The organism is Arthrobacter sp. P1_B3, assembly GCF_056406615.1.
The window spans coordinates 173429-195551 of record NZ_JBFTZV010000006.1; the positions used below are offsets into that span (position 1 = coordinate 173429).

Below are 22123 nucleotides of genomic sequence, written 5' to 3' on the forward strand. Positions count from 1 at the left end.
CCCGGTCCCGCTCCTGCGTTAACGGGGCAGCCCGGTGGCAACGGCTAGGCTGGAACACTGACACGGGGTGCCGCGCATCAGCCGGCTGAGATCCAGACCCGTTGAACCTGTCCGGTTAGCACCGGCGAAGGGATGTCTGACTTGTCCGCGAGATCGAATCAGTCCGAGTTTCTGCCCAGCGATTGTCAGACGGCAGGGCCGTCCCCGTCCGTGCCGTCCCCGTCCGTGCCGTCCCCGTCCGCACCCCCGCGCATTCCCCGCGTGCTGGCCATCGCCGGCTCCGACCCCTCCGGCGGGGCCGGGATCCAGGCCGACCTGAAGAGCATTGCAGCGAACGGCGGCTACGGCATGGCCGCCATCACGGCCCTGACGGCCCAAAACACCCAGGGCGTGCGCGCCGTCCACGTGCCCCCGGCCGCGTTCCTCACGGCCCAGCTGGACGCCATCAGCGACGACATCGGCATCGACGCCGTCAAGATCGGCATGCTCGGCGACGCCGCGGTGATCGACGCCGTCCGCAGCTGGCTGGAAAAGGTGCGCCCCGACGTCGTCGTCCTGGACCCGGTGATGGTCGCCACCAGCGGCGACCGGCTCCTGCAGGAATCGGCCGAGGCCGCCCTGCAGGCCCTCCTGCCGCTGGCGGACCTCATCACGCCGAACCTCGCCGAACTCGCCATCCTGCTCAAAGAGCCCGCCGCGGCCGACTGGGCTGAGGCCTTGGCGCAGGGCAAACGACTGGCGGCCCTGACCGGCACCACCGTGCTGGTCAAAGGCGGGCACCTCAAGGACGGACACTCCCAGGGCGGCCAGCCCGGGGACGGACCCGTCGACGGCGGCGATGCCGCGGAGGGCGGGAACGGCGCGGGCGCCGGCTGCCCGGATGCATTGGTGAACACCGGGGGCCTGCTCGGCCGGGAAACGGTGGTGGTGCCGGGGGAGCGGATCGCCACGCGCAACAGCCACGGCACCGGCTGCTCCTTGTCCTCGGCCATGGCCACCGTGCAGGCCCGGGTGGGGGACTGGGAAGTGGCGTTGCGGGAGGTCAAGCCGTGGCTGCTGGGCGCGCTCCGCGAAGCCGCGGCCCTGGACGTCGGCTCCGGCAACGGTCCGGTCCATCACTTCCACCACATGCAGCAAACTGGCGATGTGCACGCCCTCAAAGACGACCAACGCGGCCAGGGCAGCCTCGACGGCCACGGTCCGGCGGAGGGCGAGTTCGCCGCTGCCTTGCGCGCAGGGGCCGCGGGCGATCTTGACGCCATCTACGCCCTGGACTTCATCCGCGGGCTGGCCGACGGGACCTTGCCCGAGCACGAGTTCGCGTACTACCTCGCCCAGGACGCCATCTACCTCAACGGCTACTCCCGGGTCCTGGCCCGTGCCGCCGCGATCGCCCCCACCGAGGCGGAGCAGCTGTTCTGGGCCCGTTCCGCACAGACCTGCCTGGAGGTCGAATCAGAGCTGCACCGTTCCTGGCTCAGCACCCGCCCCACTGCCCCCAACCTGGGCCCGGTGACGAAGTCGTACGTGGACCACTTGCTGGCCGCCTCGGTGGCCGGCAGCTACGCGATCCTCGTCGCGGCGGCGCTCCCATGCTTCTGGCTCTACGCCGAGGTCGGGGCCACCCTGCACCGGGAATTCCTTGCCGGCGGCGCCCCCGTGGCACACCCCTACGCCGACTGGCTGCGGACGTACGCCGATGAGGACTTCGCCGCCGCGACCCGGCAGGCCATCGCGTACACGGACACGGCGGCCAGACGGGCATCCGGGAGCGAGCGGGAGGCCATGGCCCTGGCTTTCCGGCAGTCATCGGGCTACGAAGTGGCCTTCTTCGACGCGCCGCGGCTGTACGCCTGACACGACCTGGCCCGCACAGCCGGTACGATGGTGGGGCACGGTTCCGGAAGTCCTTGCGGCAGCACAGCATCAAGACGGTCGAGATCACGGTCAAGAACATTGACACGGTCTTTGCTTCAAGACGTTGTGGCGCCTATCACGGACTACCAGCCGGAACCAGCCTCATTTGCGGCCGAAGGCAAAATTAGCGTATTCTAGATCTTCGGTGCTTACGCCAACACTTGGGTTATGACCCTGAGAACAGCCTGCTTGGAATTCCAAGTGGATTTGTTCCGGGGATAGCTCATGGGTTCCCCCGGGGAATCCACCGGCGTTGAGGCACAGCGTGAGCCGGTCCAAACAATTTGGCCCCAGGTTCCGCACGCAAATCTAGTAATAAACGTCGAGAGAAGTGAGTTCCCCAGTGGTGTACGCGATTGTCCGCGCAGGCGGCCGCCAAGAGAAGGTTTCCGTTGGAGACTTCGTTACCCTGAACCGCGTCCCCGGTGGAGCCGGCAGCACCTTTGAGTTGCCCGCACTGCTCCTGGTGGACGGTGACAAAGTCACGTCTGCTGCTGCGGACCTGGCCAAGGTAACGGTTACGGCTGAGATCCTCGAAGACCTTCGTGGTCCGAAGATCGTCATCCAGAAGTTCAAGAACAAGACCGGTTACAAGAAGCGTCAGGGCCACCGTCAGGAACTGACCAAGGTCAAGATCACCGGTATCAAGTAACTCTTCGTTACTGTTCAGGTTCCAGCAGATTCCCCAGAATTTTTTGAAGGCAGGCATTCCAAATGGCACATAAAAAAGGCGCGAGTTCCACTCGCAACGGTCGTGACTCCAACGCCCAGTACCTCGGCGTCAAGCGCTTCGGTGGCCAGGTAGTTTCCGCAGGCGAGATCATCGTCCGCCAGCGCGGCACCCACTTCCACCCGGGCGCCGGCGTCGGCCGCGGCGGGGACGACACCCTGTTCGCCCTGACCCCCGGTGCTGTCGAATTCGGCACCCGCCGTGGTCGCCGCGTTGTGAACATCGTGGCTGCTGCAGCTGCAGAGTAACAAAACGTTCTAAATCGGTGGGGCGGGCCATTAGGTCCGCTCCACCGGTGTTTTAACCGCATTACAATCATCTTGGGCCCCTTTGTGGGTCCGGGGAACAGCACTGAGGAGATCCACGTGGCGAGCTTTGTAGACCGGGTAGTACTGCACGTATCCGGCGGTACCGGCGGCCACGGCTGTGTCTCCGTTCACCGCGAGAAGTTCAAGCCCCTCGGCGGTCCCGACGGCGGCAACGGCGGCAACGGCGGCGACGTCATCCTGCGCGTCGATCTCCAGACCACCACCTTGCTCGACTACCACCACGCACCCCACCGGCACGCCACCAACGGCGGCCCCGGCATGGGCGACTGGCGCGGCGGCAAGAACGGCGAAACCCTGATCCTTCCGGTGCCCGTAGGTACCGTGGTGAAGTCCAAGTCCGGTGAGGTCCTCGCCGACCTCGTGGGCGAAGGCGACGAATACATCGCCGCCGCCGGCGGCATTGGCGGCCTCGGCAACGCCTCGCTGTCCTCCCAGAAGCGCCGCGCGCCCGGCTTCGCGCTGCTCGGCATCGAGGGTGAATCCAGCGACGTCGTCCTGGAGCTGAAGTCCATCGCTGACATCGCCCTCGTCGGCTTCCCCTCGGCCGGCAAGTCCAGCCTGATCGCCGCCATGTCGGCCGCGCGGCCCAAGATCGCCGACTACCCCTTCACCACCCTCATCCCGAACCTGGGCGTCGTCCAGGCCGGTGAGGTCCGCTTCACCATTGCCGACGTCCCCGGCCTGATCGAGGGCGCCAGCGAGGGCAAGGGCCTCGGCCACCACTTCCTGCGCCACGTCGAGCGCTGCGCAGCCCTCGTGCACGTACTGGACTGCGGCACGCTCGAATCGGACCGCGATCCGCTCTCCGACCTCGCCATCATCGAGGCCGAGCTGGAGAAGTACGCCGTGGACATGAGCTACAGCGGGTCCGACGGCGAAGTGGTTCCGCTGAACCACCGCCCCCGCCTGGTGGCCCTGAACAAGGTGGACCTGCCCGACGGCAAGGACATGGCCGAGTTCGTCCGCCCCGAACTGGAATCCCGCGGCTACAAAGTCTTCGAAATCTCCGCGACGAGCCACGAAGGCCTCCGCCAGCTCGGCTTCGCCATGGCCGAAATCGTCCAGGCCGCCCGCGACGCCGTCGCCGCGACCCCGCCGAAGGTGCAGGCCCCCGTGCTGCGCCCCCGCGCCGTCAACGAGACCGGCTTCACGATCCGCCGCGAAGAGAAAAACCTCGAGCCGCTCTTCCGCGTCCTCGGCGACAAGCCCGTGCGCTGGGTCAAGCAGACCGACTTCACCAATGAGGAAGCGATCGGCTACCTCGCGGACCGCCTGGCCAAGCTCGGCGTCGAAAATGAACTCTTCAAGCAGGGCGCCACACCGGGCGACACTGTGGTCATCGGCGAGGACGACGGCGTCGTCTTCGACTGGGAACCGACCATGATGGCCGGCGCCGAACTTCTCGCCTCACCGCGCGGCACCGACGTGCGCTTCGCCGACATCGGCGACCGCCCGACGCGTGGCCAGAAGCGCGACGAACAGCAGGAGCGGCGCGACGCGAAGGCCGCCGCCCGTGCGGAGCTCGAAGCCGAACGCAAGGCCGGCATCTGGACCGAGTCCGTCAGCGGACGCCGCGCGCGGCAGCCGCTCAAGGAGAGTGGACTGGGCGCAACAGATGACGAGTAAGACCGTCGTCGAGCACCGGTCGCAGCCCCTCAAGGCCCACACCCTCAGCGCCCCGGACCGCAGTGCGCTGTCCGGGGCCCGCCGGATCGTCGTCAAGGTGGGCTCGTCCTCGCTGACGTCCATCAAGGGCGGGATCTCCGAAGAGGCCCTGACCGGCCTCGCCGACGCCTTGGCGCACCAGCGCAACGCCGGCACCGAGATCATCCTGGTGTCCTCGGGCGCGATCGCAGCCGGCCTCGCCCCGCTGGGACTCGAGAAGCGCCCCCGCGACCTCGCCACCCAGCAGGCCGCTGCCAGCGTGGGCCAGGGCCTGCTGATGGCCCGGTACACCCACGCCTTCGGCGCGCACGGCGTCACCGTCAGCCAGGTGCTGCTGACCGCGGATGACCTCATGCGCCGCAGCCAGCACACCAACGCGTTCCGCGCGCTGAACCGGCTCCTGAACCTCGGCGTCGTCCCGGTGGTCAACGAAAACGACACCGTGGCCACCCACGAAATCCGCTTTGGCGACAACGACCGGCTCGCCGCCCTGGTGGCCCACCTGGTCCGCGCCGACGCACTCCTGCTGCTCTCCGACGTCGACTCCCTGTACGACGGCCCGCCGTCGCACGGCGCCAAACGGATTGCGCACGTCTCCGGCCCGCACGACCTCGACGGCGTCTCGATCGGCAGCACCGGCAAGGCCGGCGTGGGCACAGGCGGCATGGCCACCAAGGTCGAAGCCGCCAGCATGGCCGCCGGTTCCGGCATCCACGCCTTGGTCACGTCCACGCCGAATGCGGCTGCGGCACTGGCCGGCGAGGACGTGGGCACGTGGTTCTCCGTCAATGGCGCGCGCAAGCCGATCCGGCTCCTGTGGCTGGCCCACCTGGCCACCGTGCACGGCACCCTGGTGCTCGACGACGGCGCGGTCAAGGCCGTCCGCGACCGCCGCACCTCGCTGCTGCCTGCCGGGATCGCCGCGGTGAAAGGCCACTTCGAGGCCGGCGACGCCGTGGAGATGGTGTCTGTCGACAACACCGTGATTGCGCGCGGGCTGGTCAACTATTCCGCCGCCGAGCTGCCCCAAATGCTGGGCCGCTCCACGCGGGAATTGGGCAAGGCGCTGGGCCGCGGATATGACCGCGAAGTTGTTCATGTTGACGACCTGGTGCTGGTCTAGGTCCACTGGACGCCTAAACTGGAAGCATGACTGAGGCCCTGACTTCCGCCGCCGTGCCCGCCGCCGTGTCTGACGTGCCTGCCGGCACCGTTCCCGCCGGCACTGCCGTACCCGCCCAGGGTTTCGGCGCGGCGCCGGATCCGGCAGGGACGCCGGCCACGGCAACGGACATCGAAGCTGCCGTCCACGCGATCGCTGACCGCTCGCGCCACGCTGCCCGCAAGATGGCGCACGCCAACCGGGCCTGGAAGGACCGGGGCCTGCGCGCCATCGGCAAGGCGCTGGTGGAACACAAACACCAGATCCTGGCCGCCAACGCCAAAGATGTCGCGGCAGGCCGGGCCGCCGGCACGAGCGCCGCCCTGCTGGACCGCCTGACGCTGACCGAATCACGCATCACGGCCCTCGCCGCGGCGCTGGAAAACCTCGCCACGCTGCCCGATCCCGTTGGAAACGTCGTGCGGGGCCAGACCCTCCCCAACGGGCTGCGCCTGCGCCAGATCAACGTACCCATGGGTGTGGTGGCCGCGATCTACGAGGCCCGCCCGAATGTCACGGTCGACATTGCCGGACTGGCCCTTAAGAGCGGCAACGCCGTCATCCTGCGCGGCGGGTCCGCCGCTGCCGCCACCAACGCCGCCCTGATCACCATCCTCCGGGATGCGCTGGAATCGGTGGGCCTGCCCGCCGACGCCGTCCAGACTGTGGACCAGTACGGCCGCGACGGCGCCAGCGCCCTCATGCGGGCGCGCGGCCGGGTGGACGTGCTCATTCCCCGCGGCGGCCGCGAGCTGATCCAGGCCGTTGTGACGAACTCGTCCGTACCGGTCATCGAGACCGGTGAGGGCAATGTCCACATTTACCTGGACGCTTCCGCCGGCGAGGAAATGGCCGTCGACATCCTCCTCAACGCCAAGACCCAGCGGCCCAGCGTCTGCAACACGGTCGAAACGCTCCTGGTGCACTCCAAGTCAACCGTCCTTCCCGCCGTCGCTTCGGCATTGCGGGCAGCCGGGGTCACCCTGCACGTGGACCAGCGCATCCGCGCCGCACTGCCGGCCTCGATCCAGACGGTGCCTGCCACGGAGGAAGACTGGGCCACCGAATACATGAACCTGGACCTGGCAGTGGCCATGGTGGACAGCCTGGACGAGGCCGTCAGGCACATCCGGAAGTGGACCACCGGCCACACCGAAGCGATCCTGACCAACGACCTCGCCAACGCCGAGCGCTTCATCGCCGAGGTCGATTCGGCCGCCGTGATCGTGAACGCCTCCACCCGTTTCACCGACGGCGGCGAGCTCGGCCTCGGCGCCGAGGTGGGGATTTCCACCCAAAAACTGCATGCCCGCGGCCCCATGGGACTGACGGAACTGACCACCACGAAGTGGATCGTGCAGGGCGAGGGCCAGGTCCGGGGCTAACAACGCTGTAACATGGAACGGAAGACCGGAACGGCGGACACCTCCGCCGTCGTCAAATTTTGAACTCACTAGGGGAGAACATGCTGTCGCAGCAGATCGCCACTTTCGTCGCCGCCGTCGGCGAATCGGGCCACGAGGAACTCGCACCGCTCATCGCACCGCCGTTTGTCATTGGCGGCTCCCTGTTCGTGATTCTGGTCGTCTTGCTGTTGATCACGCTGTCCTACTCCAACCTGGGCAGGCGCCACGTGGCTGTCGAGGAGCACTCGGATCCGCACCGCCAGCACCCGAACAAGCACGATCACAGCCAAGGTCACTAATATTTCCGCCACCATGAGGCAGCGCGGCGCCCAGCGCCGCCTGCGTCTGGGTGTGATGGGCGGCACGTTCGATCCCATCCACCACGGACACCTTGTCGCGGCCAGTGAGGTCGCGGCCAAGTTCGACCTCGACGAAGTCGTGTTTGTGCCCACCGGCCAGCCCTGGCAGAAGATGGCCAAGAAAGTCAGCGAAGCCGAGCACCGGTATCTCATGACAGTCATCGCCACGGCCTCGAACCCCCGCTTCACCGTCAGCCGGGTGGACGTGGACCGTCCGGGACCGACTTACACGATCGACACCCTGCGTGACCTGCACACCCTGCGACCGGACGCCGACCTGTTCTTCATCACCGGCGCGGACGCCCTGGCCCAGATTTTGTCCTGGAAAGACATCGATGAACTCTGGTCCCTCGCTCACTTCGTGGGCGTAACCCGGCCTGGCCACGTTTTGGACGGCATGGGCCGCAAAGACGTCAGCCTCCTGGAGGTCCCGGCCATGGCCATCTCCTCCACGGACTGCCGCACGAGGGTGGCCGAAGGCAATCCGGTCTGGTACCTCGTGCCGGACGGGGTGGTCCAGTACATCGCCAAGTACGGCCTGTACCACGCCAGCACCGACTCAGTCCGCCCCGATTCCGAACACGCTGAGGCCACCAACGCCGGCAACGGCGCGGCAGGGGTCGACCCCGCACAGCACGATCCCACCTTCGAGATAACCCAACCAGCCAGCACTGAATGAGTTTGCCATGAGTCAGGAACAGCCTCCCATCCGCAGCCGCCGCGAAATGCGACAGGCCAGAGATGAACGTCTGGACACTCAGGGACCGGGCGAGCCGACCGAGGCCGAAATCACCGGCCGGAGCCGTCGCGTTGCCGACGCTCCCGTGGACTCTGTGCGTGGCGGTGCCGAACGGTCCTCTCAGGTCCGGGCACGGGACCGTGCCGCCTTGCGGACCATCAAGGAACTGGCTGAGAAAGAAGGCCAGCTGGCGCAGGGAGGGCCGCCCACCCGGCGCCAGCTGCGGCTTTTGGAGCTGGCGACCGAAACCGCCCCGGCCACCCAGGCCAACACCATCGTCCCGGTGTCGCCGCGGACCCGGGCCACCCCCGTGGTTTCCCCCGCTCAGAAGGACGCTGCCCCAAAGGATGCCGCCCAGAAGGGCGCGGTTCCGGCTGTGTCAGCATCCCCGGCTCCCAATGCTCCCGCGCCGGACAGCGCCGGACCCGGCCGGCAGACGCCCGAGGGGATGACCGTGGAGCAGGCGCTGGCCGCGCGCGAACTCCTCGCGGAGCAGGCCAAGAACCAAGTGGCCAAGATGGAGCACATCGCGGCCACGGATCCCGACGCCGTTGATCCGGCCGTCCTGGCCGAGCAGATCGCCCTGGCTGAGCGCGCCGCGATACTGAACCGCCGTGCCGCCGCCAAGCAGAAGCTCGCGGAACAAAACAGCCAGCCGGCGGTGCCCCGCAACGATCCGACCACGGCCAACAACCTGGCAATGGTCACGCCCTTGGAATTTGAGAAGGTTCCCGGCGTGGAGCGGCCCGTCATGAAGCGCCCTGCCACGTCGTATGTTCCGGTTGTCACCAACCCGGGTCCCCGGGTGGACGCGCCACGGAAACCCGGCGCGCGGCGTCCGGGCGTGTCCCGCCAGCGGCCCGCAGGCCCGGCTGGCAGCCGGGCAGGCGTCCTGGCCCGCGCAGAAGAAGCCGCCAAGGCCGGAACGGCGCGGCCGGCAAGCGCCGCGGCGAATTCCGCGGGGGAGACGGACGAGCGGTTGGTGGGCGGGGAGCCCGTGGCCGCGAATTCGGCCTACGGACTGGAACCCCTGGATGCCGCTACCGCCGGGCTGGGCCGGGCGCGGCGCCTGCGCCTGCTCCAGCTCGGCGTCCTGGCCCTGGGGATCGTCGCCCTCATCGCCGGCATCACCCTGATCGTCACCGGGCTGGCCCGCTAGGCCGGGGCCCGTCCAATGGCACCCCACTAAAACGGCACCGCGGCTGTTCGGCCCGTTTCCCACCGCAGCGTTCGCCCGACGGCTTCCCAAGTTCAGCTCTTGACCCCACAGTTTTCATTCCAAGCATTTTTCTTCACCATAAATTTCATCACTACAAGGAGTCCCGTGTCTGCAACCGATTCATCCATCATTACCGCCCGCCACGCAGCCCGCGCTGCCTCGGAGAAGCTTGCCGAGGACATCGTGGCCCTGGACGTCAGCGAACGGTTGGCCCTGGCCGACGTGTTCCTGATCGCCTCGGCCCCGAGCGAACGCCAGGTCAATGCGATCGTGGACGGCATCGAGGACGAGCTCGCCAAGTTTGACCAGAAGCCCGTCCGCCGCGAGGGCCGCTCCGGCGGTCGCTGGGTCCTGCTGGACTACTCCAACGTCGTCATCCACGTCCAGCACGAGGAAGACCGCATTTTCTACGCCCTCGAGCGCCTGTGGAAGGACTGCCCCGTCGTCGATCTGCAGCTGGGCGAGGACGCCTCCGCCAAGGCAGCCGCCGCCACGGACACGGAGTAGCAACCCGCGCACCGGCCACGCCCATTGGGGCGAATATGCCCGATTTGGAATTTTCCGAAGGGCTGGTCTAAGATATTTGAGTTGCTTCGGAGAGATCCGGACAAAGAACCGGAACTTTGCGCGTCAGCAGGCGTGCTCGGAGCAGCGAAAATTCGGGGCTGTGGCGCAGCTGGTAGCGCACCTGCATGGCATGCAGGGGGTCAGGGGTTCGAGTCCCCTCAGCTCCACCGGATAATCCGCCGGAATCGAAAGATTCCGGCGGATTTTTTTCTGCCCGGATCCAGGGTGCGGGGCTGCTCCAGGGCGTGCCGGGCGAGCAAATTCACGGGCCGGGGTGCCGATTAGCGCGAACGCGATTTGTGGTTTAAGCTAATCAGGTTGCTTCAGGGAAGATAAGAACTTCCAAGGCAAATGAGGGGCTGTGGCGCAGCTGGTAGCGCACCTGCATGGCATGCAGGGGGTCAGGGGTTCGAGTCCCCTCAGCTCCACCAACCAAGGGAACCACCGTCAGACGGTGGTTCCCTTTTTCGTACCCCCCGCAGGTGTGCAGCCGGTCAGAAAGCGCGTCCGTCAAGACCGTCTCATGACCGGACGTCACAAACTGTCATTTAAGCTCTCCACCCTGAGCTGGACCTTGCTATCGTCGCTAGGAGACGGCCGCCATGCGGCCAGCTGGAAGGCCATTTCCGGCTCCACGACTAAGGACCATCATGAAGCGCACACGACTTTCCGTTATCGGCCTCATTGCAGCAGCTGGACTCGCCCTGGCCGGCTGCGGCTCGGCGTCCACCACTCCGGCCAGCTCGGCGCCGGCCGCCGGTGCGGACACCTCCCTCAGCGACGTCAAGAGCGCGGGCGTGCTCAAGGTCGGCACGGAAGGCACCTACAGGCCGTTCACGTTCCACGCCAACGGCAGCGGTGAACTGACGGGCTACGACGTCGAGATCATGAACGCCGTCGCCGAGAAGCTGGGCGTCAAGCCGGCCTACCAGGAGACGCAGTTCGACGCCATCTTCGCCGGCCTCGACGCCAAACGGTTCGACGTCGTCGCCAACCAGGTTTCCATCACGGACGAGCGCAAGGCCAAGTACGATTTCTCCACGCCCTACACGGTGAGCACCGGCGTCGTCGTCACCAAATCGGACAACAACAGCATCAATTCCTTCGAGGACCTGAACGGCAAGACCACGGCGCAGTCGTTGACGAGCAACTGGTACAAACTGGCGCAGCAGAGCGGTGCGAACGTCGAGGCCGTGGAGGGATGGGCGCAGGCGATCACGCTGCTCAAGCAGGGCCGCGTCGATGCGACCATCAACGACAAGCTGACGTATCTGGACTACCAGAAGACCGACAACGACACCGCCATCAAGGTTGCCGCCGAGACCACTGACAAGTCGCTGAGCGCCTTCGCCCTGCGCAAGGGATCGACCAGCCTGACCGACGCCATCAACAAGGCCCTCGGCGAGCTGGCGGCCGACGGCACCCTGACGAAGATCTCCCAGAAGTACTTCGACGCCGACGTCACGAAGTAGCCCTGTGACAGCCGCCGAGAAACGCCGCGTCCGGGTATGAGCATCAACTGGGAACTCGTGTGGTCATCGCTGGGCCCCCTCCTGTCGGGTGCAATCTTTGGCACTATTCCCTTGGCGCTGGCGTCGTTCAGCCTGGGCCTCCTGCTGGCCCTGGTAGTTGCCCTCATGCGGCTGAGCCGCAACCGGCTCATCTCCGCGGTGGCGAGGATCTACATCTCCGTCATCCGCGGAACCCCGCTCCTGGTCCAGCTGTTCGTCATTTTCTACGGGCTCCCGTCCGTCGGAATCACCATCAGCCCCTGGCCCAGCGCCATCATCGCGTTCTCCCTGAACGTCGGCGGCTATGCCGCGGAGGTCATCCGGGCGGCCATCCTGTCCGTTCCCAAGGGCCAGTGGGAGGCCGGCCACACCATCGGAATGTCGCGCCACCAGACACTGGTGCGGATCATCCTGCCGCAGGCGGCGCGGGTCTCGGTCCCGCCGCTGTCCAACACCTTCATCAGCCTGGTCAAGGACACCTCGCTGGCGTCGCTGATCCTCGTCACCGAACTGTTCCGCGTGGCGCAGCAGGTGGCGGCTTTCAGCCAGGAGTTCATGCTGCTGTATCTGGAGGCGGCCGTGATCTACTGGATCATCTGCCTCGTCCTCGCCAGCGGACAGTCCGCCCTGGAGAAGAGATTGGACCGCTATGTCGCCCACTGAACCGCTTCCCCCGGAACCGCTTGAACCGCCGCCCCCTGGGAATACGCTTCCGGACGCCGCTGTCCCGGTGGACGCCCTGCTGACCGTCACGGGCCTGCGCAAGGCGTTCGGCCACCATGTTGTGCTGAAATCCATCGACCTTGAAGTCCGCCGCGGCGAAGTGGTTACGTTGATCGGGCCGTCCGGGTCGGGCAAGACGACAGTGCTCCGGTGCCTGAACGGCCTCGAAATGCCCGACGCCGGCGTTGCCGAGTTCGCGGGGCAACTGACCGTCGACTTTTCCACTCCGGTGGCGAAGAAGCAGGTGCTCGCCTTACGGGACCGCAGCGCCATGGTGTTCCAGCACTACAACCTCTTCCCGCACAAGACCGTCTTGGAGAACGTGATCGAGGGCCCGGTCCAGGTGCAGAAGCGGCCCAAGGCTGAGGCGATCCAGGAGGCACGGGAACTGCTGGAGCGCGTCGGCCTGGCCGGCAAGGAGAACAGCTATCCGTTCGAGCTCTCCGGCGGCCAGCAGCAGCGTGTCGGGATTGTGCGTGCCCTCGCCCTGCGCCCGCAGCTGCTGCTCTTCGACGAGCCGACCTCGGCGCTGGACCCCGAACTCGTGGGCGAGGTGCTGACCGTCATCAAGGAACTCGCGGACGAAGGCTGGACCATGGTGGTGGTCACCCACGAGCTCGCGTTCGCCCGCCAGGTGGCCGACGAAGTCATCTTCATGGACGGCGGCGTGGTGGTCGAGCGCGGCCACCCCGACACCGTGCTGCGGGACCCGCGGGAGGAACGCACGCGGCAGTTCGTGGATCGCCTGCTGAACCCGTTCTGAGGCAACCAGCCAGCGGCGGCCAATAGCGGCCAGCAAAGCGGCGATCCAAAGCGGCGACTAAACTTGGACGCGTGAACGATACCCTGCCCCCGTGCCCCGAATGCTCCAGCGAATACACCTATGAAATGGGGGCGCTCCTGGTCTGCCCGGAGTGCGCGCACGAATGGTCCGCGTCCGCGGAAACTGACACAGACGCCGGCGGCGCCGCCCCTGCCGACGCCGTCGTCAAGGACGCGGTGGGCAACGTCCTCGCCGACGGCGACACCGTCACAGTGGTCAAGGACCTGAAAATCAAGGGCAGCTCCACGGTCATCAAGGTCGGCACTAAGGTCCGCGGTATCCGTCTGGTCAACGGTGTGGGCGACCACGACATCGACTGCAAGGTGGACGGCGTGGGCCCCATGCAGCTCAAGTCCAGCGTCGTCAAAAAGATCTGACCGGGGCCGGAGCGTGACTGTGGAGACGGCGCGCCGGGCCGACGTCGTCGTGGTCGGCGCCGGGCAGGCGGGGCTGTCGGCGGCCTACCACCTTCAGCGCCACGGCTTCATCCCGGCCGGCCCTGCCGGGGCCGGCACGGGGCAGACCGCGGCAGAAGGACCAGCAGCGGCGGAGGCCCCGCCTGCGGGGACGTATGTCGTGCTCGACGCCGAGGACGGGCCCGGCGGCGCCTGGCGGCACCGCTGGAAGAGCCTGCTCATGGCCACGGTGAACGGCATCAGCGACCTCCCGGGAATCCCACAGCCCGACGTGGATCCCGCCGAGGCCAGCTCCAGTTTCCTCACCCGCTATTTCGGCGGGTACGAACACGACCTCGGCCTCGCGATCGAGCGGCCCGTTAAAGTGCACTCGGTGACCCGGGAAGACGCTGATCCCGCCGGACGGTTGACCATCACCACTTCCAGCGGCGGGTTCTCTGCCCGCGCCGTGATCAACGCGACCGGCACCTGGACCCGGCCGTTCTGGCCCATCTATCCGGGCAAGGCCAGCTTCCGCGGCCGGCAATTGCACGTTGCCGACTACGTTTCCGCCGGCGAATTCCGCGGCCAGCATGTCATCGTGGTCGGCGGCGGGATCTCGGCTGTCGGGCTGCTCGATGAAATCTCCAAGTTCACCAGCACCACGTGGTTCACGCGCCGGGTACCTCTCTGGCGCGAGGCCGCCTTCGACCGGCAGGCGGGCCACGACGCCGTCGCCCTCGTTGAGGAGCGGGTGCGCCAGGGCCTCCCGCCGCAGAGCGTCGTCTCCGTGACGGGCCTGATCTGGACCCCGGCCCTGCGCGCCGCCGCGGCGCGCAGCGTCCTTGACCGGCACCCCATGTTCACCGCGATCGAGCCCGACGGCGTGCGGATGGCTGACGGCAGCTTCCTGGCCGCCGGGGTAATCCTGTGGGCCACGGGATTCCGGGCCGAACTCGAACACCTCGCCCCGTTGCACCTGCGCGGACCTGGCGGCGGCATCGCGATGGACGGCACCCAGGTCGCGGCCGAGCCGCGGGTCCACCTCGTCGGCTACGGGCCGTCCTCGTCCACGATAGGCGCCAACCGTGCCGGCCGGGCCGCCGTGGCGGGCATCGTCACACTGCTGGCCCGGACCGGTATAACGTAAAACGTAAAACGTAAAACACTGCAGTGCAGTACCCAGGGCCCACGTACCGGGTCCCGGCACCCCAGCCAAATTCCCAAGCCCAAGTAGAAACGGCGGYACAACGCGCGTGACGGACAACAACTTCGAATCGCTCTTTGCCCGGCTGGGACGATTCCCCGACGTCGAGGCCGCCAACCTGCAGGCCTGGGATGCCACGGACAAGCTCCTGCTGGAGGCCGCCGCCGGCCTGCTGCAGCCCGGGGGACGGCTCACAGTCATGGGGGACCGGTACGGTGCCCTGACACTCGGGGCGCTGACGCTCGGGGCGCACCCTGTCCGGGTCCACCAGGACCTCATCACCGGTGAACGGGCGCTGCGGGCGAACGCCGAGGCCCTGGAGATCGACGCCGGCTTCGAACACCTCCCGTTGGGCGCCGGCCTGTTGGCGGGCGCGTCCCTGGTCCTGCTCCAGTTGCCCCGGTCCCTGGCGGAACTCGAGGAGATCGCCGACGCCGTCGCCCGCTACGCCGCTCCCGACGTCGTGCTGCTGGCGGGCGGACGCGTCAAACACATGAGCCTGGGCATGAACGCCGTGCTGGCGCGCTACTTCGAGGACGTCCAGCCCCAACTGGCCCGGCAGAAATCACGGCTCCTGCTGGCCCGGCGCCCCAAGCCGGTCCCGGCCGCGCTGCCCTTCCCGGTCACTGAGGTCAATGACGAACTGGGCCTCACGGTCTGCGCACGCGGCGCCGTGTTTGCCGGCACCGGGCTGGACATCGGAACCAGGTTCCTGCTGGACTTCCTGCCCCGGATGCCGCCCGCCACCCGTGCCGTTGACCTTGGCTGCGGCACCGGAATCCTCGCCGCGATGTACGCCCGTGCCAACCCCGGCGCCCGCGTCACCGCCACGGACCGGTCCGCGGCCGCCGTCGACTCTGCCCTCGCCACGTCCCGGGCGAACGGCCTGGACGGCCGGATCGACGTGCTCCAGGACGACGCCATGAGCTCTCTGCCGGACGCCGGCGCGGACCTGGTCCTGCTCAACCCGCCTTTCCATCTTGAAGCGGCCGTCCACTCCGGCGCAGGGATCAAGCTGATCGAAGCGGCAGGCAGGGTGCTCGCCCCGGGCGGGGAGCTCTGGACCGTGTTCAACAGCCACCTGCACTACCGGCCGGCACTCGAACGCCTGATCGGGCCCACCCGCGAGGTCGGCAGGAATCCGAAGTTCACCGTGACGGCAAGCACCCGGCGGCCGTAGCGGCAGAAACATTGTGTCTGAAAAGCGCAAGTGTGGGCGCAGGCCTGCACGTAACGTACGATTCTGACAACTGCTGTGCGTGGCCAAAGACGTTAGAGGTATCAGTGACCGAGTTCCGGCAACCCTCTCCGAGGCGAGGGACCAACCTACCGAAGATGGGTGACTTCAACCTCACGGTTATCTTGGACGCCATCCGCCGCGCGCCGGGCGGCTTGAGCCGGGTGGAGCTCGCCCAGATCGTCGGACTCTCGCCGCAGACCATCTCCAATATTTCCCGCCGCCTGCTGGACCAGCACCTGATCGTCGAGGCAGGCAAGGAAGGCACCGGACCGGGCAAGCCAAGGACCATGCTCCGGCTCAATCCCGCAGGAATGTATGCGGTGGGCGTGCACCTGGACCCCGCCGTACTCACGTTCGTCGTGCTGGACCTGCTCGGCGCCGTCGTCAGGCACTCACGGATCAGCACCCCGCCCGGCACCGACCCCCGGGCGGTCATTGACACCATCTCGGACGAAATCAAGCGGCTCATCATGGACTCCGGGGTGGACCCGGAACGGATCGCCGGGCTCGGGGTTGCCTCACCGGGCCCCATCGACCTCAACGACGGCGCCGTCGTGGACCCGCCGCTGCTGCCGGGCTGGGACCACGTGGGGCTGCGGGATGCCCTGGCCGAAGCCACAGGCCTGTCCACGATCATGGACAAAGATGTGACCGCCGCAGCCGTGGCCGAAACCTGGGCCGGCGGCCCCAGCGGCGAGGGCAGCTTTGTCTTCATGTACATGGGGACCGGGATCGGCTGCGGGATCGTCCTCAACGACGAAGTGGTCCGCGGAACCTCGGGCAACGCCGGGGAAATCGGACACATCATCGTGGACCCGGGCGGCGCCCTTTGCGACTGCGGACAGCGCGGCTGCGTGAAATCCTCCGCCATTCCGCAGGTCCTCGTGGCGCAGGCCGAGGCGGCCGGCGTACTGGATGGATCGCTCCAGGAAAGGAGCGCGCCGGCGGTCCAGGAGCGGTTTGCCCAGTTGTGCGCGATCGCCGACGCCGGCAACGAAGAGGCCAAGGAAATCATTCGACGGTCCGCCGTGCTTGTGGCCCGTGCCGTCTCGGCCATCACCAACGCCCTGGACGTGGACCGCGTGGTCTTTGGGGGCCCGTTCTGGACGTGCCTCTCAGCGGCCTATCTGGAGCTAATCCCGGCCCTGGTGGACGCGAACAGCGCCACCCGGAAGATCCACGGGATCGAAGTGGTGGGCACAGGAGTGGGCGAGGACGTCGGCGCCGTCGGTGCCGCCTGCCTGGTGCTGGAACACACGCTTGCCCCGCGCTCCCAGCGCCTCCTCCTCGAAGGATAGACGTCGCTGGTGGGCTGACCCGGCCCGGCCGCCTCAGCGGGCCAGCCGGGCGTCAGTCGATGTCCTCAACGACCGTCCCATAAGGAATAGTGTCGTCCAGATGCGCCTGGTGGCCGGTGGGGCCGCGGTTGTAGGAGACCCGCACCCCGTGCGACTTATCTGCGGCCGACTGCATGAGGACGGGCCGGACCGTGTTGATGAAGCTCTCGCTCTTGCCGGCGAGGTACTCCTTGTAGCTGGCTGGAAGCTGAATCATGGCAACAGGATAGTCCTGACCGCGTGCGTTGGGGAGAGCGGCCGTGCCGGCCGGAAACCGCCCCTTCGGCGAACATAATTCTGCCCGGCACCGCAAACGGCCGTAAAGGTGCGTCTTAATTCGGGCGCCGACTTGAAGGGCCCCGCTGCCCGGCCTTAGAGTTCTATACAAGTTACCTCAGTAACGTGTCAGCGATCCTCCGCTGAAGGCTGCCCCCAAGGCAGCCCAGGAGGGTGTGGGTGCCCCCATGTGGGCCTGACATTTGCTCACGGACAACTTCGTATCAGGCGTAACAGTCGCGGCTGCGCCCTGCTGAAGTTCCCTCCGTGTTCCCCAAACTCAATTCACTGCCGACGGTGTTTCCGTATCTGTATCCGGTCATCCGGGTTTCCGGTCTCCTGACGGCAGTGTTCACAGCCAAGGACGCAAATGTCACCACCAAGCCTTATCGACACCCATCCCAATCTTGGCGGCGCAGCCCCTGTTGCGCTGTCCTACGAGCTGTTTCCGCCGCGGTCGCCCGCGGCCGCCGAATCCCTCTGGACCACCATCGGCGAACTGGAAGCCACGGACCCGGACTACGTCTCCGTGACCTACGGCGCCAGCGGCTCCAACCGCAGCACCGCCGTCGAACTCATCAACCGGCTCGTGCAGGAAACGACGCTCCGGCCCCTGGCCCACCTGACCTGCGTTGGGAACTCCCCGCAGGAACTGGCGGAGATCATCGGCGAACTGCTCGACGTCGGTGTCCGCGGCATCCTCGCCCTGCGCGGTGACCGGCCCAAAGACGGCGCAACCCCGTCGCCGGGATCGCTCCGGTACGCCCAGGACCTGATCGAACTCATCCGCCGCGTGGAGCAGCGCCGCTCGGCACTGCTGTGCGCCGGCAAGGTGGCGGTCGGCGTCGCCGCCTACCCGACCCGGCACCCGGAATCCCCGAGTGAGGCGCACGACATCGAGGTCCTGCTGGCCAAGCAGCGCTCCGGCGCCGACTTCGCCATTACCCAGGTCTTCTTCCACACCGAGCAGTACGCCGACCTCCTGACCCGGGCACGCCGGGCCGGGGTCACCATACCGATCATTCCCGGGGTCATGCCGCTGACCAGCCTCCGGCGGCTCGCCCGCCTCGGCGAGCTGACCGGCGTGGAACCGGCCCCGGAACTCATCGAACGCCTCGCGGCCGCCGATACCGACGCCGAACGGACCCGGATCGGGGTCAGCGCCACGGTGGATCTCGCCAACGCGGCCCTGGCCGCCGGGGCCCCCGGCATCCACCTTTACACGTTCAATGAGCACGCCGCCGCCCTGGACGTGCTGGACAAACTCGCCCTGCCCCGGCCGCGAAGCGGCAACCGCGGCAACCGGCAGGGCGGCAACCGGCACGGCGCCGGCCGCATCAGCGCCTCCCGGCGTGCCGCCAGCCAGCTCGCCAGCTGAGCACCCACCTCCGTCATCTGTCAACGACAACTTCAAGGACTTCCCATGACTGAACTTCTCACCACCCCCTTCCCGTCCGCCTCGATCCTCGGCTACCCGCGAATCGGCCGCCGCCGCGAACTCAAGAAAGCCGTCGAGGCCTACTGGGCCGGCAAGATCGACGCCGCAGCCCTGGACGCCGCCGCCAAGGAAATCCAGCTCGGCACCGCCAAGCGCCTCCAGGGCCTTGGCCTGACTGAAGCCGCGGCCGTCCCCGGCACCTTCTCCTACTACGACCAGGTGCTCGACGCCGCCGCCCACCTCGGCGCCGTGCCGGCCCGGTTCGGGAACCTCCTCAACGCTGAGGGACAGCTCGACATTGACGGCTACTTCACCCTGGCCCGCGGCAACAAGGAACAGCAGCCGCTGGAAATGACCAAGTGGTTCGACACCAACTACCACTACCTCGTGCCGGAAATCGGCCCGGAGACCAACTTCGCGCTGACCTCCAACCGGATCGTCGAGGAATTCGAGTACGCCCTCGCCAACGGCGTGGAAACCCGCCCGTACATCGTCGGCCCGGTCACGTTCCTGCTGCTGAGCAAGGCCTCCGACGACGCCCCGGCCGGCTTCAGCCCGCTGTCCCGCCTCGAGGACATCCTCCCCGTGTACGCCGCACTGCTTCAGAAGCTTGCCGCCGCCGGCGCCAGCTGGGTCCAGCTCGACGAGCCCGCCCTCGTGGTGGACCAGGACACCCCGGCCGTGGAAATCCAGGCCGCCGTCGCCCGTTCCTACGAGGCCCTCGCCGCCACGGCCCAGCGCCCGCAGCTTTTCGTCTCCACCCCGTACGGCGCGCTCAACGGCCAGCTCGGCACGCTCGCCGCCACCGGCATCGACGCCCTGCACCTGGACGTCTTCAAGGGCGAGGTCCCGTCCGCCGCGGCCCTGGCCGCGCTGGGCAACAAGACCCTCGTCGCCGGCGTCGTGGACGGCCACAACATCTGGCGCAACGATCTCGCCGCCTCCGCGAAGAAGATCGCCGAACTGAAGAAGTCGGTGGCCAAGCTCGCCGTCAGCACCTCCACCTCCGCCCAGCACGTCCCGCACGACGTCGACGAGGAAGTCCAGCTGTCCGAGCAGCTGCGCAGCTGGCTGGCCTTCGCCGACCAGAAGGCCGTTGAAGTTGTCACCCTCGCCGGTCTGCTGAGCGACCCCGAAGCCGTCCAGCCCGCCATCGACGAGGCCACCCGCGTCATCGCCTCCCGCGCCGAGGCCGAGGGCGTCCGCCGCGGCGACGTCCGGGCCCGCACCTCCGCCCTGACCGACGCCGACTTCAACCGCTCCGCCTACGCGGTCCGCGAGGCAGCCCAGGAGAAGGCGCTGCACCTGCCGCCGCTGCCCACCACCACCATTGGATCCTTCCCGCAGACCTCGGAAATCCGCACCGCCCGGGCCCGCGCCAACCGCGGCGACCTCACCACGGAGCAGTACGAGCAGCTCATGAAGGAAGAGATCAAGCGCGTCGTGGAGCTGCAGGAAGAGCTCGGCTTCGACGTCCTGGTCCACGGCGAGCCCGAGCGCAACGACATGGTCCAGTACTTCGCCGAGAACCTCGAAGGCTTCGACGTCACGGTGCACGGCTGGGTCCAGTCCTACGGCTCGCGCTGCACCCGTCCGTCCATCCTGTGGGGCGATGTCACCCGTAGCGCCCCGATCACGGTGGAATGGGCCAAGTACGCGCAGTCCCTGACCAGCAAGCCGATGAAGGGCATGCTCACCGGCCCGGTCACCATCCTCGCCTGGTCCTTCGTCCGCGATGACCAGCCGCTCGGCGAGACCGCCAACCAGGTGGCCCTGGCCCTCCGCGACGAGATCGCCGACCTCGAAGCGGCCGGCATCAAGGTCATCCAGGTGGACGAGCCGGCCCTCCGCGAACTCCTGCCCCTGCGCAAGGCCGACCAGGCCGCGTACCTGGACTGGTCCGTGAAGTCCTTCCGCCTCTCCACGGCCGGTGCCGCGGACGCCACCCAGGTCCACACCCACCTGTGCTACTCCGAGTTCGGCGCCATCATCGACGCGATCGACGGCCTCGACGCCGACGTCACCTCGATCGAGGCCGCCCGCTCCCGCATGGAGGTTGTGCACGACCTCGAGTCCCACGGCTTCGGCCGCGGCGTGGGCCCGGGTGTCTACGACATCCACTCGCCCCGCGTCCCGGGCGAGCAGGAAGTCACCGAGCTGCTGAGCACCGCGGTCAAGCACGTCCCGTCCCGCCAGCTCTGGGTCAACCCGGACTGCGGCCTGAAGACCCGCGGCTACGCCGAGACCGAAGAGTCCCTGCGCAACCTGGTCACGGCCACCAAGACGGTCCGCGCCGAACTGCTTCAAGCCGCCAAGTAACTGGCCTCTAAATAAGCAGCCGCCACGTAACGCGTTCCACCCAAAACGACGCCGGCCGGTCATCTCGCAAGGTGGCCGGCCGGCGTCGTACGTTCTCAATCATCGATTGCTGAGCAGTCGCCCTTTTGGGCGCTCAAAAGGGCACCTGCGGAGCAGTGGATCCAAGTTCGCCGGCGATTCAGGATTCCCAGAGGATTTCGTCGTCGACGACGCCGTCCTCATCCGCGGAGGCGACGAGGACCTCGTCGGTGAAATGCTGGCCCAGCGTGAAGTCGAGGACGAAGTAGCGCTCCGGCTGGCCGGGGTAGATGCCCACGTGGCCGAGCTTGAGCGCCTTGAGGAAGACCTCGTCGGTCAGCTGGCTCTTGTCGTCGACGCCGAAAACCTTCTTGAGGTGTTCGTCCTTGATCGCGTTGCAGTGGAAGTGGCGGTACTCCTGGGGGCTGGTGCCTTCCTGGTCCAGTTCCTCGGCGATCATTTCGCGGACCTGGTCCACGAGCTCGGGCAGGAAGCGCAAGCGGTAGTCAACTTTGTGCATGGCCGCTTCATCGAAATGGTCATGCGCGTTGACATTCAGGTCAAGCTCCACGGTCTGGCCAGCCAGCTCATGCGTGGCGGTGAGATTATGGTCCCTTCCGTGGTTGAGCTCGACCTCGCCGAAGTGCTTGCTCGCTACCTTGTTCATATGTTCAACATAGTCCTGAAAACCGGACCATTCCAGCGTTGGCAGGGTTTTATCGGGTGCCGGACCGGCGGATGGC

Annotated in this window: 21 protein-coding genes, 2 tRNA genes and 1 riboswitch; of the genes, 21 read left to right on the forward strand and 2 right to left on the reverse strand. The window is 67.4% G+C overall.

Translation table 11 applies throughout. The features are described from left to right. The first annotated feature begins 53 nt into the window (after positions 1-53). Positions 54-150: riboswitch (TPP riboswitch) on the forward strand. From AC1D2F_RS09785 to AC1D2F_RS09875, 19 genes are all read left to right on the forward strand, one after another. Next, positions 133-1857, forward strand: a complete 1725-nt coding sequence (locus AC1D2F_RS09785) for a bifunctional hydroxymethylpyrimidine kinase/phosphomethylpyrimidine kinase (RefSeq protein WP_476966637.1) — start codon at positions 133-135, stop codon at positions 1855-1857. Its footprint overlaps the riboswitch before it by 18 nt. 403 nt (positions 1858-2260) lie before the next feature. Continuing rightward, entirely contained in the window at positions 2261-2569 is a 309-nt protein-coding gene (gene rplU, locus AC1D2F_RS09790) for a 50S ribosomal protein L21 (protein WP_018773353.1), read from the forward strand. A gap of 62 nt (positions 2570-2631) precedes the next feature. Then, on the forward strand, positions 2632-2895 hold the full coding sequence (rpmA, locus tag AC1D2F_RS09795; RefSeq protein WP_009372867.1) for a 50S ribosomal protein L27: 264 nt from the start codon (positions 2632-2634) through the stop codon (positions 2893-2895). A gap of 117 nt (positions 2896-3012) precedes the next feature. After that, positions 3013-4602 carry a GTPase ObgE gene (gene obgE / locus AC1D2F_RS09800; RefSeq protein ID WP_229993369.1) on the forward strand — a complete coding sequence of 530 codons (1590 nt, stop codon included), beginning with the start codon at positions 3013-3015 and terminating at the stop codon, positions 4600-4602. After that, positions 4592-5764 (forward strand): glutamate 5-kinase, encoded by a 1173-nt coding sequence (gene proB / locus AC1D2F_RS09805; RefSeq protein WP_229993368.1) that lies wholly within the window; start codon positions 4592-4594, stop codon positions 5762-5764. Before obgE ends, proB begins: the two co-directional genes overlap by 11 nt. Positions 5765-5790: 26 nt before the next feature. Beyond that, complete coding sequence (locus AC1D2F_RS09810; RefSeq protein ID WP_476966638.1) at positions 5791-7188, forward strand: glutamate-5-semialdehyde dehydrogenase; 1398 nt, start codon at positions 5791-5793, stop codon at positions 7186-7188. Between the two features lie 80 nt (positions 7189-7268). Further along, positions 7269-7508 (forward strand): hypothetical protein, encoded by a 240-nt coding sequence (locus AC1D2F_RS09815; protein WP_229993366.1) that lies wholly within the window; start codon positions 7269-7271, stop codon positions 7506-7508. Positions 7509-7563: 55 nt separating this feature from the next. Continuing rightward, the gene (gene nadD / locus AC1D2F_RS09820) at positions 7564-8247 is read left to right on the forward strand and encodes a nicotinate-nucleotide adenylyltransferase (protein ID WP_229993396.1); all 684 of its coding nucleotides are present in this window, start codon (positions 7564-7566) and stop codon (positions 8245-8247) included. Between the two features lie 7 nt (positions 8248-8254). Beyond that, positions 8255-9466 carry a hypothetical protein gene (locus AC1D2F_RS09825; protein ID WP_229993365.1) on the forward strand — a complete coding sequence of 404 codons (1212 nt, stop codon included), beginning with the start codon at positions 8255-8257 and terminating at the stop codon, positions 9464-9466. A gap of 165 nt (positions 9467-9631) precedes the next feature. Beyond that, the gene (rsfS, locus tag AC1D2F_RS09830) at positions 9632-10033 is read left to right on the forward strand and encodes a ribosome silencing factor (RefSeq protein ID WP_364743944.1); all 402 of its coding nucleotides are present in this window, start codon (positions 9632-9634) and stop codon (positions 10031-10033) included. A gap of 154 nt (positions 10034-10187) precedes the next feature. Further along, positions 10188-10260: transfer RNA gene (locus AC1D2F_RS09835), tRNA-Ala, on the forward strand. 188 nt (positions 10261-10448) lie between these two features. Continuing rightward, positions 10449-10524, forward strand: a tRNA-Ala gene (locus AC1D2F_RS09840). A gap of 219 nt (positions 10525-10743) precedes the next feature. Further along, the gene (locus tag AC1D2F_RS09845; RefSeq protein ID WP_476966639.1) at positions 10744-11565 is read left to right on the forward strand and encodes an amino acid ABC transporter substrate-binding protein; all 822 of its coding nucleotides are present in this window, start codon (positions 10744-10746) and stop codon (positions 11563-11565) included. Positions 11566-11601: 36 nt separating this feature from the next. Continuing rightward, entirely contained in the window at positions 11602-12267 is a 666-nt protein-coding gene (locus AC1D2F_RS09850) for an amino acid ABC transporter permease (RefSeq protein ID WP_229993362.1), read from the forward strand. Beyond that, on the forward strand, positions 12254-13090 hold the full coding sequence (locus AC1D2F_RS09855) for an amino acid ABC transporter ATP-binding protein (protein WP_290369346.1): 837 nt from the start codon (positions 12254-12256) through the stop codon (positions 13088-13090). Before AC1D2F_RS09850 ends, AC1D2F_RS09855 begins: the two co-directional genes overlap by 14 nt. Positions 13091-13161: 71 nt before the next feature. Next, a complete protein-coding gene (locus AC1D2F_RS09860) occupies positions 13162-13527 on the forward strand; it encodes a zinc ribbon domain-containing protein YjdM (protein WP_229993361.1) in 366 nt (121 codons plus the stop codon). A 13-nt stretch (positions 13528-13540) separates the two neighbouring features. Continuing rightward, entirely contained in the window at positions 13541-14695 is a 1155-nt protein-coding gene (locus AC1D2F_RS09865) for an NAD(P)-binding domain-containing protein (protein WP_476966640.1), read from the forward strand. A 106-nt stretch (positions 14696-14801) separates the two neighbouring features. After that, positions 14802-15932: a class I SAM-dependent methyltransferase gene (locus tag AC1D2F_RS09870; protein ID WP_476966641.1), complete on the forward strand. Its 1131-nt coding sequence runs from the start codon at positions 14802-14804 to the stop codon at positions 15930-15932. A 155-nt stretch (positions 15933-16087) separates the two neighbouring features. Continuing rightward, positions 16088-17290 carry an ROK family transcriptional regulator gene (locus AC1D2F_RS09875; RefSeq protein WP_476966642.1) on the forward strand — a complete coding sequence of 401 codons (1203 nt, stop codon included), beginning with the start codon at positions 16088-16090 and terminating at the stop codon, positions 17288-17290. Positions 17291-17342: 52 nt separating this feature from the next. Here AC1D2F_RS09875 and AC1D2F_RS09880 read toward each other — a convergent pair whose 3' ends face one another. Beyond that, on the reverse strand, positions 17343-17546 hold the full coding sequence (locus AC1D2F_RS09880) for a hypothetical protein (protein WP_229993357.1): 204 nt from the start codon (positions 17544-17546) through the stop codon (positions 17343-17345). Positions 17547-17975: 429 nt separating this feature from the next. Between AC1D2F_RS09880 and AC1D2F_RS09885 the strand changes: the two genes are divergently transcribed. Beyond that, positions 17976-18983 (forward strand): methylenetetrahydrofolate reductase, encoded by a 1008-nt coding sequence (locus AC1D2F_RS09885; protein ID WP_476966643.1) that lies wholly within the window; start codon positions 17976-17978, stop codon positions 18981-18983. A 45-nt stretch (positions 18984-19028) separates the two neighbouring features. Continuing rightward, positions 19029-21362: a 5-methyltetrahydropteroyltriglutamate--homocysteine S-methyltransferase gene (gene metE, locus AC1D2F_RS09890; protein WP_476966644.1), complete on the forward strand. Its 2334-nt coding sequence runs from the start codon at positions 19029-19031 to the stop codon at positions 21360-21362. A gap of 178 nt (positions 21363-21540) precedes the next feature. Here the strand turns inward: metE and AC1D2F_RS09895 are convergent, their stop codons facing one another. Continuing rightward, positions 21541-22047, reverse strand: coding sequence for a DUF2004 domain-containing protein (locus tag AC1D2F_RS09895; RefSeq protein ID WP_476966645.1), 507 nt, complete (start codon positions 22045-22047; stop codon positions 21541-21543). Between the last annotated feature and the right edge of the window lie 76 nt (positions 22048-22123).